This is a genomic window from Fictibacillus phosphorivorans (assembly GCF_001629705.1).
Classification (GTDB): Bacteria; Bacillota; Bacilli; order Bacillales; family Fictibacillaceae; genus Fictibacillus; species Fictibacillus phosphorivorans_A.
The window spans coordinates 511006-526440 of the sequence record NZ_CP015378.1; the positions used below are offsets into that span (position 1 = coordinate 511006).

Here is a 15435-nt window from a genome sequence, read left to right on the forward strand (position 1 = left end):
ATGAAAATATACACAAAGACTGGAGATAAAGGAACAACATCCTTAATCTTTGGTGAACGCGTTTCTAAAAATGATGTACGCGTAGACGCATATGGTACGTGTGATGAAGCAAATAGCATGATTGGATTTGGTGTAAGTTTGCTGCCTAAGGAAGAATGGGCGGAGACTGCTACGACGGTTATGCAAAAAGTTCAGACTGTCCTTTTCCATGTTGGAGCTGAACTAGCTACTCCAGCAGGGAAAGAAGTAGCATGGAAATTAAAAGATGAAGATATCTCATTTCTTGAAGAGACGATTGATGAATGGCAAGCAGGACTGAAACCTTTAAAGCAGTTCATACTTCCCGGAGGATCTCCATCTGCAAGTGCACTTCATACGGCAAGAACAATTGCGAGGCGAGCAGAACGTATTGCTGTAGAAATAGAAGGTGTGAATCCACTTGTGTTGTCTTATCTGAACAGACTTTCTGATTTCCTTTTTGTTGCGGCACGTTACGTAAATCAACAAATGAAAGTGAACGAACCAGTTCTACACGAAGATCATTCATAATAGAGTAGGTCTTACATACACTTCAATTGACAAAACCTGTAGAATAGCAGTAGACTAATTATAACGATTATAAAGTAAGAATTCTTAAAGAAATGGGGTGCATGACGATGTCAAGCGCTAAAATAAATGCGGCAATCGACAACTTAAAATCAGTGGGTGTACGCATTACACCTCAGCGTCATGCTATCTTAGAGCATCTTATCCAATCAATGTCCCATCCCACAGCTGATGAGATTTACAAAGCGCTGGAGGGAAAGTTTCCAAATATGAGTGTAGCAACAGTCTACAATAACCTTAGAGTATTTAAAGAAGCGGGTCTTGTAAAAGAACTCACTTATGGGGATTCATCAAGCCGATTTGATTGTGTGACGACGGATCATTATCATATTATCTGTGACTCATGCGGAAAGATTGTGGATTTTCATTATCCAGGTCTTGATGAAGTTGAGAGTCTAGCAGAATCTGTAACAGGCTTTGATGTAGGACGACACCGTATGGAAATTTACGGAGTATGCCCGGATTGCAAAAGAAAACATTAAAAAAAAAAGCTGACTTTCCTTTACGGTAAGTCAGCTTTATCTATTCTCTTTGCGCATTTGGCGTTTAGAGTTGTATTTTTCATCAAATTCTTCGCCCTCAAGACCTTTATCCATCGTAAGTGGCTGGTTACACGACATACATGCATCTACCCGGCCGAGTACTTTCGTTACTTTTCCACAGTTCGGGCAAACAACCTGTACAGCCTGAGTAGAAATCATACCGATCCAGAAGTAAACACCAGCACTGGCGATCGTTGCGATAAAACCAATCACCATAAAAATAGACATAACGACAAAACTTGTCTTGAAAAACAGGCCTGCATACATGATGATAATACCTATAAATACAAGGCTTAACGCGAACGTACGTATTTTATTAATTTTGCTCGTATACTTTATCATACCTGTCCCTCCTCCGTTCATTAGTATAACATATGAACTCTTAGGAAAAGAAAAAGGATTTCTTTATTTAGTGTTGAAAGTAACAAACAGGATTTTGTTAAAATGGGAGATGACCTTCATGGAAGATATTTTACGCCCGCTGTATCAGGAGAGAGCAAGCAATGAAAACACATTAGGGGTGCTTTTTGTTGAGAAAAATAAACCATTCAGCCCTGGCACGGATCACTTTGATTCGATACTTCTTATTATAGTAAAAGAATCCGATCAACCTTTGATGATCAAACACTACGAGTTTGAGTCTACTTCAGCTGCGCTTCACATCGTGACAGAACAACTGCTGAATTCTTGGTTGATGCTTGGAACGAACAGAAGAGCGGTTGATTGGGTAATGAACGGGAAAGTCCTATTTAATCGAAATGAGTACATAACAAGATTAAGAGACCGACTTCATGAGTTTCCGGCTGAAGAGAGAACTCATAAGATTGGTCTTGAATTTGCAAAATTACTTCGCCGTTATAACGACGGAAAAGAACTCTTTCACTCTGGCCATTATTTAGATGCATTCAATAACATCATGCACGCTCTTCACCATCTTGCTCGTTTATCTGTTATTGAGCATGGATACTATCCAGAAGTTACAGTTTGGAACCAGGTGAAGATGATTCAGCCTGAGATCTTTAAGTTGTATGAAGAGCTTGTAACAGGAGAAGAAACGATTGATAAAAGAATCGAACTACTATTATTAGCATCAGAGTTCTCCCTTTCTTCTAAAACAAAACTAGGTGCGCATCATCTGTTGGGTATTATTAAACAAAAAGATGAGTGGGCTTATCATGAATTGATGGAGCACGAAGAGGTTCAAGACTATGCGATCGACCTTCCAATGATTCTTACGCACTTAAAAGACAAGGGTTATATTAAGGGAATCAAGCGGGAAACCAAGAGCAAAAACCTGTATCACCGTTACTACTCAATAAAAGAATAAAGTTTTTTTGAAAAAGGTGTTGACCTGTTTATCTATATCGTGCTATATTATTTCTTGTCGCTGCGACACACGGAAACATTGTTGCAGTCGGGAAACACGATAAAAAAACAGGTTGACATCTTGTTTTTAAGATGATATCCTAATAAAGTCGCCAAAACGAGCGACACACGAAACACACAGTTCTTTGAAAACTGAACAAAAGAAATAGGTAAGGAATTAAGAATTAATTCCGTCAGTTTTAAAATCGAGCAAGACAAACACTTTTATGGAGAGTTTGATCCTGGCTCAGGATGAACGCTGGCGGCGTGCCTAATACATGCAAGTCGAGCGAATGACGAGGAGCTTGCTCCTCTGATTTAGCGGCGGACGGGTGAGTAACACGTGGGTAATCTGCCTGTAAGACGGGGATAACTCCGGGAAACCGGAGCTAATACCGGATAATAAGAGAAGAAGCATTTCTTCTTTTTGAAAGTCGGTTTCGGCTGACACTTACAGATGAGCCCGCGGCGCATTAGCTAGTTGGTGAGGTAACGGCTCACCAAGGCGACGATGCGTAGCCGACCTGAGAGGGTGATCGGCCACACTGGGACTGAGACACGGCCCAGACTCCTACGGGAGGCAGCAGTAGGGAATCTTCGGCAATGGGCGAAAGCCTGACCGAGCAACGCCGCGTGAGCGATGAAGGCCTTCGGGTCGTAAAGCTCTGTTGTTAGAGAAGAACAAGTACGAGAGTAACTGCTCGTACCTTGACGGTACCTAACCAGAAAGCCACGGCTAACTACGTGCCAGCAGCCGCGGTAATACGTAGGTGGCAAGCGTTATCCGGAATTATTGGGCGTAAAGCGCGCGCAGGCGGTCTCTTAAGTCTGATGTGAAAGCCCACGGCTCAACCGTGGAGGGTCATTGGAAACTGGGAGACTTGAGTGCAGGAGAGAAAAGTGGAATTCCACGTGTAGCGGTGAAATGCGTAGAGATGTGGAGGAACACCAGTGGCGAAGGCGGCTTTTTGGCCTGTAACTGACGCTGAGGCGCGAAAGCGTGGGGAGCAAACAGGATTAGATACCCTGGTAGTCCACGCCGTAAACGATGAGTGCTAGGTGTTGGGGGGTTCCACCCTCAGTGCTGAAGTTAACACATTAAGCACTCCGCCTGGGGAGTACGACCGCAAGGTTGAAACTCAAAGGAATTGACGGGGGCCCGCACAAGCAGTGGAGCATGTGGTTTAATTCGAAGCAACGCGAAGAACCTTACCAGGTCTTGACATCCTTTGACCACTCTAGAGATAGAGCTTTCCCCTTCGGGGGACAAAGTGACAGGTGGTGCATGGTTGTCGTCAGCTCGTGTCGTGAGATGTTGGGTTAAGTCCCGCAACGAGCGCAACCCTTGACCTTAGTTGCCAGCATTCAGTTGGGCACTCTAAGGTGACTGCCGGTGACAAACCGGAGGAAGGTGGGGATGACGTCAAATCATCATGCCCCTTATGACCTGGGCTACACACGTGCTACAATGGATGATACAAAGGGTTGCGAAGCCGCGAGGCCAAGCCAATCCCAAAAAGTCATTCTCAGTTCGGATTGTAGGCTGCAACTCGCCTACATGAAGCCGGAATTGCTAGTAATCGCGGATCAGCATGCCGCGGTGAATACGTTCCCGGGCCTTGTACACACCGCCCGTCACACCACGAGAGTTTGTAACACCCGAAGTCGGTGGGGTAACCCTTTTGGGAGCCAGCCGCCGAAGGTGGGACAGATGATTGGGGTGAAGTCGTAACAAGGTAGCCGTATCGGAAGGTGCGGCTGGATCACCTCCTTTCTATGGAGATTATGAAACACCTTCGTGTGTTTCGTAAGTACGCCTATTCTTCTTTTGTTCAGTTTTGAAGGAACTTATGTTCTTTCAAGATGTTCTTTGAAAACTAGATATCGACATCCAAACAATATGCAAGGCAGATAGATTTATCTAATCTGCGCCAAGCAAGAATCTTTGATGTGCAAACATCATATAAGGTTAAGCTAGAAAGGGCGCACGGTGGATGCCTTGGCACTAGGAGCCGAAGAAGGACGGGACGAACACCGATATGCCTCGGGGAGCTGTAAGTAAGCATTGATCCGGGGATTTCCGAATGGGGGAACCCACCATCCGTAATGGGATGGTATCCATATCTGAATACATAGGGTATGAGAAGGCAGACCCGGGGAACTGAAACATCTAAGTACCCGGAGGAAGAGAAAGCAAATGCGATTTCCTGAGTAGCGGCGAGCGAAACGGAATCAGCCCAAACCAGAGAGCTTGCTCTCTGGGGTTGTAGGACACTCTATACGGAGTTACAAAGGAACGAAGTAGGTGAAGTGGTCTGGAAAGGCCAGCCGAAGAAGGTAACAGCCCTGTAGCTGAAACTTCGTTCCCTCCTGAGTGGATCCTGAGTACGGCGGGACACGTGAAACCCCGTCGGAATCCGGGAGGACCATCTCCCAAGGCTAAATACTCCCTAGTGACCGATAGTGAACCAGTACCGTGAGGGAAAGGTGAAAAGCACCCCGGAAGGGGAGTGAAACAGATCCTGAAACCGTGTGCCTACAAGTAGTCGGAGCCCATTAACGGGTGACGGCGTGCCTTTTGTAGAATGAACCGGCGAGTTACGATCCCGTGCAAGGGTAAGTTGATAAGACGGAGCCGCAGCGAAAGCGAGTCTGAATAGGGCGACATAGTACGTGGTCGTAGACCCGAAACCGTGTGATCTACCCATGTCCAGGGTGAAGTTCAGGTAACACTGAATGGAGGCCCGAACCCACGCACGTTGAAAAGTGCGGGGATGAGGTGTGGGTAGGGGTGAAATGCCAATCGAACACGGAGATAGCTGGTTCTCCCCGAAATAGCTTTAGGGCTAGCCTCGCGGCAAGATTCCTGGAGGTAGAGCACTGATTGGACTAGGGGCCCCCACAGGGTTACCGAATTCAGTCAAACTCCGAATGCCAGAGAATTATCCGCGGGAGTCAGACTGCGAGTGATAAGATCCGTAGTCAAAAGGGAAACAGCCCAGACCATCAGCTAAGGTCCCAAAGTATACGTTAAGTGGCAAAGGATGTGGAGTTGCCCAGACAACCAGGATGTTGGCTTAGAAGCAGCCACCATTTAAAGAGTGCGTAATAGCTCACTGGTCGAGTGACTCTGCGCCGAAAATGTAACGGGGCTAAACGTATCACCGAAGCTATGGCTTGTACCGTATGGTACAGGGGTAGGGGAGCGTTCGAAGTGCAGCGAAGTCAGACCGGAAGGACTGGTGGAGCGCTTTGAAGTGAGAATGCCGGTATGAGTAGCGAAAGACAAGTGAGAATCTTGTCCATCGAAAGCCTAAGGTTTCCTGAGGAAGGCTCGTCCGCTCAGGGTTAGTCGGGGCCTAAGCCGAGGCTGAAAAGCGTAGGCGATGGATAACAGGTTGATATTCCTGTACCACCTCCTTTCCGTTTGAACAATGGGGGGACGCAGTAAGGTAGGGTGAGCGCACTGATGGAATAGTGCGTCTAAGCAGTTAGGCTGTTGGGTAGGCAAATCCGCCCAACATGAAGGCTGAGCTGTGATGGCGAGGGAAATTTTAGTACCGAAGTCCCTGATCCTACACTGCCAAGAAAAGCCTCTAGTGAGGAAAGAGGTGCCCGTACCGCAAACCGACACAGGTAGGCGAGGAGAGAATCCTAAGATGATCGGGAGAACTCTCGTTAAGGAACTCGGCAAAATGACCCCGTAACTTCGGGAGAAGGGGTGCTCTGATAGGGTTTATCGCCCGAGAGAGCCGCAGTGAATAGATCCAAGCGACTGTTTAGCAAAAACACAGGTCTCTGCGAAACCGCAAGGTGAAGTATAGGGGCTGACACCTGCCCGGTGCTGGAAGGTTAAGAGGAGGGGTTATCCTTTGGGAGAAGCTCTGAATTGAAGCCCCAGTAAACGGCGGCCGTAACTATAACGGTCCTAAGGTAGCGAAATTCCTTGTCGGGTAAGTTCCGACCCGCACGAAAGGTGTAACGACTTGGATACTGTCTCAACGAGAGACCCGGTGAAATTATAGTACCTGTGAAGATGCAGGTTACCCGCGACAGGACGGAAAGACCCCATGGAGCTTTACTGCAACTTGATATTGGATTTTGGTACAGCTTGTACAGGATAGGTAGGAGCCTGAGAAGCCGGAGCGCCAGCTTCGGTGGAGGCGTCGGTGGGATACTACCCTGGCTGTATTGAAATTCTAACCTTGGACCGTAATCCGGTTCGGAGACAGTGTCAGGTGGGCAGTTTGACTGGGGCGGTCGCCTCCTAAACAGTAACGGAGGCGCCCAAAGGTTCCCTCAGAATGGTTGGAAATCATTCGCAGAGTGTAAAGGCACAAGGGAGCTTGACTGCGAGACCTACAAGTCGAGCAGGGACGAAAGTCGGGCTTAGTGATCCGGTGGTTCCGCATGGAAGGGCCATCGCTCAACGGATAAAAGCTACCCTGGGGATAACAGGCTTATCTCCCCCAAGAGTCCACATCGACGGGGAGGTTTGGCACCTCGATGTCGGCTCATCGCATCCTGGGGCTGAAGTAGGTCCCAAGGGTTGGGCTGTTCGCCCATTAAAGCGGTACGCGAGCTGGGTTCAGAACGTCGTGAGACAGTTCGGTCCCTATCCGTCGCGGGCGCAGGAAATTTGAGAGGAGCTGTCCTTAGTACGAGAGGACCGGGATGGACACACCGCTGGTGTACCAGTTGTTCCGCCAGGGGCATAGCTGGGTAGCTACGTGTGGACGGGATAAGTGCTGAAAGCATCTAAGCATGAAGCCCCCCTCAAGATGAGATTTCCCATCACGCAAGTGAGTAAGACCCCTTAGAGATGATGAGGTTGATAGGTCTGGTGTGGAAGCGTGGTGACACGTGGAGCTGACAGATACTAATCGGTCGAGGGCTTATCCTTAAAAAGCATAACGTTTGGAAACGTCGTATCTAGTTTTGAGAGAACATACTCTCAACAATTTAGAATCATGGTGAAAGTCATGGTTAGGTCTAGTGATGATGGCAAAGAGGTCACACCCGTTCCCATACCGAACACGGAAGTTAAGCTCTTTAGCGCCGATGGTAGTTGGGGGTTTCCCCCTGTTAGAGTAGGACGTCGCTAGGCAATGAGGAAGATGGATGAAAATCCATCTTCTTTTTTTGTGTTCTAAAAATGAAATAAGGAGGTTTGGCGGCTGCCAAACTTCTGATTTATGAATGATTGAGGTTAGAAGGCTCGGGGGTATAGAGCATAAAGCGAGTTGGAGTGGTTGTCGAGATTTAGCGAATGGCCTTTATTTTCGGTTTTTGACTTAATTGAGGCTCGTTCCGACTTAATTCACTCTTCTTACGACTTAATTTTGTGGATTCAGACTTAATTAGACTGCGGAGATACCCAGCACGGTACTCTCGTGACACAGGCTTAACACTTCCAACGATCTTAAAGCTCTCAAAATAGGAAGAAGATGGCCAGAGCCATCTTCCACAACGCGATATTCTTCAGCAAAGGCTTCAAATTTCATCTAATAAGTTCCTCAAGCAGCTTTCTTAACCATCTTTTAAGCCAATAGCTTACTTAAACCTTCCTGATCTCACCCACAAAACCACTAATCAGCTATCCCATCAACTCCACCCCAAATATACTCACGGTAATCCTTCATATATTCACGGATAAGCTTCATAATTTCACGTATAAAAATTTTTATCCGATTTTCGACATAACAGCGGTTAGCAAAAGCAACTTCTTATCAACTACTCCATCTATAAAGACAAACACTCTCTACACAAAACCCCATATCTCCAACCAATTTTATGCTAAACTAAAAGATAAAAAAACAATGGGGAGGCCATATATCATGAAGAATGTTCATTTTGATACATCCAGCGTACATGCAAGTGGTCATAATAGTGTGAAGTCGGTGAGTAAGATCAATCCGATCTATCAGACGTCAGCTTTTTCTTTTAATGACCTAGACGACCTAGAGGATTATTTTAGAGGAAAGAACGATTATTTGTATACGCGTATGAACAACCCCAACCAGAACGATTTTGCGAGTGGTGTTGCTAATCTTGAACAAGCTCCTGCAGGTGTTGTGACATCATCGGGGATGTCAGCCATTCTAGTTGGTATCTTAGCAGTCGCGCAAGTAGGTGATCATATTCTAGCTTGTGATGATCTGTACGGCGGCACCTATCAGCTTCTTTCTGATGACCTCAAAAGCTTTGGAATCGACACCACATTCGTTTCATTCAAAGACTTAGATGAAGTTAAACGAAATATTCGCAGCAATACAAAGCTCATTTATTCAGAATCCATAACGAATCCTTTATTGCGCGTAGAGGATCTGGAGGGTCTTGTTGCGCTTGCAAACGAACACAAACTTACGACGATGATCGATAATACCTTCGCTACACCTTATGTACTTCAGCCATACACAAAAGGTGTTGATCTCGTTGTTCATAGTGCGACGAAATATTTAAACGGACATAGCGACGTAACAGCAGGTGTGGTAGTAGGGAATGAGGAGTTAATCGCAAAAGCGCAAGCGAAAATGATTCACCTCGGCTGTAATCTAGGACCGTTCGATGCTTGGTTAGCTTCTCGCGGTTTAAAAACGTTAAGTGTTCGTATGGAACGTCATATCTCTAACGCCACTGAATTAGCGGATCAGCTTAAACAGACAGATGGAATTAAAACTGTATACTATCCAGAATACGTGAGTGAAACGGGTAATTCTTCTATTGTAACGATCGAACTTGATGAAAACAGTAGCGTGCACACTTTCTTTAAGTCATTGGACTGGGTTCACATTGTTCCAACCCTTGCTGGTGTAGAAACGACGGTCTCATATCCACTTGGAACATCACACCGTTCACTACCAGCCGAGGCATGTGAGAAATTGGGGATTAATAAGAATGTAATCCGAATTTCAGTTGGGATTGAAAACATTGAGGATATTGTAACTGTTTTTAAAGAAGCTGCTAAAAAAGCCCTGATACAATAGGGCTTTTGGGCTTTAATTTGTAATAAAATCGAATTGTTCCTTTTTGTCGAAATGTGTTATGATACCTGAGTGAAAGCGCTTCATCATATACATCAAGGGAGGCATAAAAATGAAGCCAAAACAAGAATTACAGCGTGGGCTCGAAGAACGACATATTACACTTATGTCACTCGGGGCCGCTATTGGAGTGGGCTTATTTTTAGGGTCAGCTTCAGCAATTGAAATGGCGGGGCCAGCAATTTTATTCGCATATGCATTAGGCGGAGCCGTAATGTTCATCATCATGAGAGCATTAGGAGAGATGGCAATTCATCAACCGGTTGCGGGATCGTTTAGCCGATATGCTAGAAACTATATTGGACCACTAGCTGGTTATTTAACAGGCTGGAACTATTGGTTCTTATGGATCGTAACATGTATGGCTGAGATAACAGCCGTAGGTATTTATATGAAAATGTGGTACCCAGATGTACCTGTTTGGATTTGGGCACTATCAGCGCTTGTGATCATGGCGAGCATCAACTTGCTTGCGATTAAAGCATATGGAGAGTTCGAATTCTGGTTTGCATTGATCAAGATCGTTGCTATCGTATTGATGATTATTACAGGTTTAGGCATGATACTATTTGGATTTGGTAACGGTGGAGTTGCAACAGGAATCAGTAACCTTTGGGAAAATGGGGGTTTCGCTCCTAATGGTGTACAGGGAATCCTCATGTCTATGCAGATGGTTATGTTTGCATTCTTAGGTATTGAAATGATCGGTGTTACAGCAGGTGAGGTGAAGAACCCTGAAAAGTCACTAGCAAGAGCTGTAAACTCTGTATTCTGGCGTATCCTAATTTTTTACGTAGGGGCATTATTCGTTATCATGTCCATCTACCCGTGGGATCAGATCGGAACGCAAGGAAGTCCGTTCGTTCTAACTTTTGAAAAAATCGGTATCGGACAAGCTGCTGGTATCATTAACTTTGTTGTTTTAACAGCGGCATTATCAAGCTGTAACAGTGGAATATTCAGTACAGGACGCATGCTTTTCAACCTGGCTGAACAAAAACAAGCACCGGCAGGACTTCATAAAGTAAGTAAGACGGGTGTACCGTCTGTAGCCGTATTGGTTTCAGCTGGAGCACTTCTAATTGGAGTCGTATTAAACTATCTTGTTCCTGAGAAAGTATTCGTATGGGTAACAAGTATCTCAACATTCGGAGCAATTTGGACATGGTCCATTATCCTTGTGTCACAGCTTAAGTTCCGTAAAAGCTTAAGTGAAGAAGAAAAGAAAACATTAAAATTCAAAGTGCCGTTCTTTCCTTATGGCTCATATATTGCACTAGCGATTCTAATCTTTGTAGTCGGGATCATGGCATACTTCCCAGACACACGTATCGCCTTGATCGTAGGCCCTTGTTGGTTGATCTTATTAACAGCGATCTACTATTTTAAAGGGTTCAACAAACGCCCTGAGAATAACGATAAAGTAGCATAAAATAGAGGGCATAGGAAATAAATAAAATTTCTTGTGCCTAATATTTTTAAAACACTTGCATCATACTAATAAACGTGATATATTAATAAATGTCCGAAACAAGTTGTTATCTAAACCAGAGAAAACAACATTTTATAACGTCGCGGGGTGGAGCAGTCTGGTAGCTCGTCGGGCTCATAACCCGAAGGTCGCAGGTTCAAATCCTGTCCCCGCAACCAATTTAAATTTTATGAACTACATCATCAATTACATACAAGCTGGACCCGTGGTGTAGTGGTTAACATGCCTGCCTGTCACGCAGGAGATCGCCGGTTCGACCCCGGTCGGGTCCGCCACTTTTAAAAACGAAACAAGGTTTCGTGTTTTTTTATGTCTAAAAGTAAGTTAAACTAATATACAACTGTCACCTTAGGAGTTTTATTATAATCCTAAGGCTTTTTTATAAGTTGATTTAAGAGTTGAGGTTGATTTCCGCTCCAGGTGCTTCGCTTTCCGCGGGGCGACCGGTGAGCCCCTTGCCGCTTTGCGCCCTTAAGGGTCTCACCTGACCGCTCGTCCCGCAGGAGTCTCGCACCTTCCATTACAATCAACTTTTCATTGAAGTGAAAGTCATTTAAAAACTCTATTTTAAAGATAAACCAGAGAGGAGCACATCCATGATTAAAGATGAATTTGAATGGATCAACAGCATCACGCCTCGGCACTTCTTTCAAAAAGAGGTTGTTCAAGGAATCGGTGATGACGCTGCTCTTTGGTCGGTGAATGAAGAGATGGATCAAATCGTTTGTGTGGATACCATGGTAGAAGGTGTTCATTTTACGAGGGATACGTTATCACCTTTCCAAACAGGCTTTAAAGCACTTGCTGTAAACGTGAGTGATATTGCCGCTATGGGTGGTATTCCACAGTTCTATCTTGTCTCGATTGCGATTCCAACTGAATGGTCAGAGGATGAGCTGCAAGAGATCTATCGTGGAATGGGAGATCTTGCTGAGAAATACAAAATGGATCTTATGGGCGGCGATACCGTTTCTACAAAAGGGCCGTTAGTATTATCGGTGACCGTTATTGGAAAAGTAGAAAAAGGTAGATCTTTATTAAGAAGTAACGCTAGATCTGGAGACTCCGTATTTTTAACAGGAATAACGGGAGAATCAGCGGCAGGGCTCTCTGTATTGCTAGAAAAAACAAGACATGCTGCTTTTACCTCAAACGAAGAAAAATGGATAAGACAACATCAGATGCCCATTCCTCATATCGAACAAGGAAGAATTCTCGCAGGAAGCGGTTTTCGGATCTCCTTGAACGATGTCAGTGACGGAGTGGCGAGTGAATTGAATGAGATTGCTGAAGCGAGTAACGTTTCTATTATTATAGAAAGAAACAGTCTGCCTGTAAGTGAGTCCTTAAGTGATTTACCAGAGGCCGACGTGCTCAACCACCAGTTGTTTGGTGGAGAGGACTATGTGCTGGTTGGGACGGCAAGAGAAAAAGATTTTAAGGTGCTGTCAGATACATTCAAACAACATGGGCTGCAGCTTTATGAAATCGGAAAAGTTGGAGAAGCTGGTAATGCTGAGGTCTATCTTCACAAACAGGACGAGAAGCCGAAACTTCTCATGAAAAAAGGATTTAATCATTTTAGGGAAAGGTAAGGGGAAGTCATGAGTACTTATCATTATGAAACAAAGTCAGCGGAAGAAACGATGTCTTTTGCCGAAAAGCTAGGCTCTATTCTTCAAAAAGGAGATGTACTCACACTGGCTGGAGATCTTGGAGCTGGAAAGACGACTTTTACAAAAGGGCTCGCAAAAGGACTTGGAGTGACCCGTACAGTGAACTCTCCTACTTTTACCATCATTAAAGAATACAGCGGAAGACTGCCGCTTTATCATATGGACGTGTACCGGTTAGAAGACTCTGATGAAGATCTAGGGTTTGACGAGTACTTTTCAGGAGAAGGAGTTTGTGTGGTCGAGTGGGCCGTATTTATAGAAGACTATTTACCAGAAGAAAGACTTGAACTCGTTATCTCACATAAAGGGGACGATGAGCGAGAGATTCAATTAAGACCTATCGGAAGCAGATACGAAGAACGCGTTAAGGAGATTATGTAATGAAAGTTCTTGCAATAGATACATCCAATCTTGTGATGGGGATCGCTGTATTGGATGAAGGAAAAGTGCTCGGTGAGTATATTACAAACTTAAAAAAGAATCATTCAATACGGGTAATGCCTGCGATTGAAGAAGTGTTAAAAGAGACAGGGGTAAAACCTGCAGAACTCGATCGCATCGTGGTTGCGAAAGGGCCAGGATCATACACAGGTGTTAGAATCGGTGTAACGATCGCAAAGACACTTGCGTGGACGCTTAAAAAAGAACTCGTTGGGATCTCGAGCTTGGAAGTGCTTGCTCAGAGCGGGAAATACTTTGAGGGCTATACCGTTCCGTTGTTCGATGCGCGCCGTACACAGCTATTTACGGGGCTTTATGGAAGAAATGATTCAGGAGAGTTTCAAAATCTTTGGGAAGACGGAATCATCTTATTAAAAGATTGGTTGGACAAGCTTCAAGAGCTAGATAAAAAGATATTATTCGTAGGCAGCGATTTGCCTCTGCACCAAGAGACGATTCAGAACGTGTTGGGCGATCAAGCTGTTTTTGGACAAGTATCTGATCACAATCCTCGTCCAAGCGAACTAGGACGTATCGGTATGACAAGCGAACCGGTTGATATCCATTCGTTTACACCAAGCTATCTTCAGTTGGCAGAAGCAGAAGTGAACTGGCTGAAGTCACAGGGGAAGTAGGGTGGATCTGATGGGAGAGCCTTATACATTCAGACTGGCAAAAGTAAGCGATATAGATGATATCCTTGGGATCGAGCAAGCCTCATTTGCTGTTCCATGGTCCCGAGAAGCTTTTTACAGAGAGATTGTTGAGAACCAGTTCGCTCATTACCTCGTCATCGAAGACTCCTTTCAGCCGGTCGGTTATTGCGGCATCTGGCTTGTTATGGACGAGGCACATGTTACGAACATTGCGATTCTTCCATCGTATAGAGGGAGAAAGCTAGGGGAGATGCTCATGAGAGAAGCGATTAAGCTCGCGAAGATGCATGGCGCTGTATCGATGACGCTAGAGGCACGCGTAAGTAATCATGTTGCACAGAATTTATATAAAAAACTAGGATTTGAAGCAGGCGGTATCCGGAAAAACTATTATAGCGATAATGGTGAAGACGCTTTAGTGATGTGGGTGGAATTATGATAAAAGATGAATTGATATTAGCGATAGAAACAAGCTGTGATGAGACGGCAGTAGCGATTGTAAAGAACGGTACTGAACTGTTGGCAAACGTAGTCGCGTCACAGATCGAGAGTCATAAACGTTTTGGCGGCGTAGTGCCTGAAGTGGCGTCACGCCATCATGTTGAAGAGATTACAGTCGTGATTGAAGAAGCGTTGAATCAAGCAGGGTTAGAACCAGCAGATCTCACGGCGGTTGCTGTAACCGAAGGACCAGGCCTCGTCGGTGCGTTATTGATCGGTGTTAACGCAGCGAAAGCGTTCGCCTTCGCGCATAGTCTGCCGCTCGTTCCTGTGCATCATATCGCAGGGCACATCTACGCGAACAGACTCGTAAAAGAAATGACGTTTCCTTTGTTATCTCTTATCGTCTCAGGCGGGCATACAGAGCTTGTTCTGATGGAGGAGCACGGCACGTTCAAAGTGATCGGTGAAACAAGAGACGACGCAGCAGGTGAAGCGTACGATAAAGTAGCGCGAACGCTTAACATGCCATACCCAGGCGGTCCTCATATCGATAAGCTCGCACAAGAGGGAGAAGCAAACATCGACCTGCCTCGCGCTTGGCTAGAGCCGAACTCACTTGATTTCAGCTTCAGTGGCTTAAAGTCAGCTGTGATCAACACGGTTCATAATGCTACACAACGCGGAGAAGTGATTAAGCCTGAAGATCTAGCAGCGAGCTTCCAAGCAAGTGTTGTGGATGTACTTGTGGAAAAAACATACCGTGCCGCAGAGCAATATAACGTAAAACAAGTCCTCTTAGCCGGTGGGGTAGCGGCGAACAAAGGACTTCGTCACATGCTAGAAAACCGTTTTAATGGAACAAAGTATGACCTCGTTATTCCTCCTCTCCACTTATGCACAGATAATGCAGCCATGATTGGAGCTGCAGGAAGTGTGGCGTACCAAAAAGGAACGCGTGGAGATATGGCATTAAACGGTGTACCAGGGTTAGATTTAGAAGCGCAATAATGTAAAAGCTCTTTTCCTTTTAAGAGGAGAAGAGCTTTTTTAGTTATCGACAGAAATCGACACAAAAACCCTTCATTTTTGTGGAAAAGTTATACACAGGTTTGTGGATAATGTGGACAATGGTTTTGAAACATTTGAAATAAAGGGTTTATGTTATGCACA

The 15435-nt window shown here is 45.1% G+C and carries 11 protein-coding genes, 2 tRNA genes and 3 rRNA genes; 15 read left to right on the plus strand and 1 reads right to left on the minus strand.

The features are described 5' to 3' along the window. A complete protein-coding gene (locus tag ABE65_RS02690; protein ID WP_066391160.1) occupies positions 1-549 on the plus strand; it encodes a cob(I)yrinic acid a,c-diamide adenosyltransferase in 549 nt (182 codons plus the stop codon). Positions 550-656: 107 nt separating this feature from the next. After that, on the plus strand, positions 657-1088 hold the full coding sequence (perR, locus tag ABE65_RS02695) for a peroxide-responsive transcriptional repressor PerR (protein WP_137792276.1): 432 nt from the start codon (positions 657-659) through the stop codon (positions 1086-1088). Positions 1089-1124: 36 nt separating this feature from the next. On the opposite strand, the gene ABE65_RS02700 is transcribed toward perR, so the two are convergent. Further along, on the minus strand, positions 1125-1490 hold the full coding sequence (locus ABE65_RS02700) for a YgzB family protein (protein WP_066286256.1): 366 nt from the start codon (positions 1488-1490) through the stop codon (positions 1125-1127). 118 nt (positions 1491-1608) lie between these two features. Between ABE65_RS02700 and ABE65_RS02705 the strand changes: the two genes are divergently transcribed. From ABE65_RS02705 to tsaD, 13 genes are all read left to right on the plus strand, one after another. Next, a complete protein-coding gene (locus ABE65_RS02705; protein ID WP_066391162.1) occupies positions 1609-2475 on the plus strand; it encodes a nucleotidyltransferase-like protein in 867 nt (288 codons plus the stop codon). Between the two features lie 262 nt (positions 2476-2737). Then, positions 2738-4287, plus strand: a 16S ribosomal RNA gene (locus ABE65_RS02710). Between the two features lie 193 nt (positions 4288-4480). Then, positions 4481-7416: ribosomal RNA gene (locus ABE65_RS02715) — 23S ribosomal RNA — on the plus strand. Positions 7417-7504: 88 nt separating this feature from the next. After that, positions 7505-7620 (plus strand): 5S ribosomal RNA (gene rrf, locus ABE65_RS02720). The 16S, 23S and 5S rRNA genes sit together here, the layout of an rRNA operon. Before the next feature lie 730 nt (positions 7621-8350). Beyond that, positions 8351-9499, plus strand: coding sequence for a trans-sulfuration enzyme family protein (locus ABE65_RS02725; protein WP_066391163.1), 1149 nt, complete (start codon positions 8351-8353; stop codon positions 9497-9499). Positions 9500-9608: 109 nt separating this feature from the next. Then, entirely contained in the window at positions 9609-10988 is a 1380-nt protein-coding gene (locus ABE65_RS02730; protein ID WP_066391165.1) for an amino acid permease, read from the plus strand. Positions 10989-11129: 141 nt separating this feature from the next. Next, positions 11130-11206: transfer RNA gene (locus tag ABE65_RS02735), tRNA-Met, on the plus strand. Between the two features lie 41 nt (positions 11207-11247). After that, positions 11248-11323 (plus strand) — tRNA-Asp (locus ABE65_RS02740). Positions 11324-11644: 321 nt separating this feature from the next. Then, positions 11645-12643, plus strand: a complete 999-nt coding sequence (thiL, locus tag ABE65_RS02745; RefSeq protein ID WP_066391166.1) for a thiamine-phosphate kinase — start codon at positions 11645-11647, stop codon at positions 12641-12643. Positions 12644-12652: 9 nt separating this feature from the next. Then, the gene (gene tsaE / locus ABE65_RS02750; protein ID WP_066391169.1) at positions 12653-13105 is read left to right on the plus strand and encodes a tRNA (adenosine(37)-N6)-threonylcarbamoyltransferase complex ATPase subunit type 1 TsaE; all 453 of its coding nucleotides are present in this window, start codon (positions 12653-12655) and stop codon (positions 13103-13105) included. Next, positions 13105-13800 carry a tRNA (adenosine(37)-N6)-threonylcarbamoyltransferase complex dimerization subunit type 1 TsaB gene (gene tsaB, locus ABE65_RS02755; protein WP_066391170.1) on the plus strand — a complete coding sequence of 232 codons (696 nt, stop codon included), beginning with the start codon at positions 13105-13107 and terminating at the stop codon, positions 13798-13800. The genes tsaE and tsaB overlap by 1 nt, the downstream gene beginning before the upstream one ends. 10 nt (positions 13801-13810) lie before the next feature. After that, positions 13811-14260: a ribosomal protein S18-alanine N-acetyltransferase gene (gene rimI, locus ABE65_RS02760; protein ID WP_066399684.1), complete on the plus strand. Its 450-nt coding sequence runs from the start codon at positions 13811-13813 to the stop codon at positions 14258-14260. Next, on the plus strand, positions 14257-15273 hold the full coding sequence (tsaD, locus tag ABE65_RS02765; RefSeq protein WP_066391172.1) for a tRNA (adenosine(37)-N6)-threonylcarbamoyltransferase complex transferase subunit TsaD: 1017 nt from the start codon (positions 14257-14259) through the stop codon (positions 15271-15273). The genes rimI and tsaD overlap by 4 nt, the downstream gene beginning before the upstream one ends. Positions 15274-15435 lie beyond the last annotated feature (162 nt).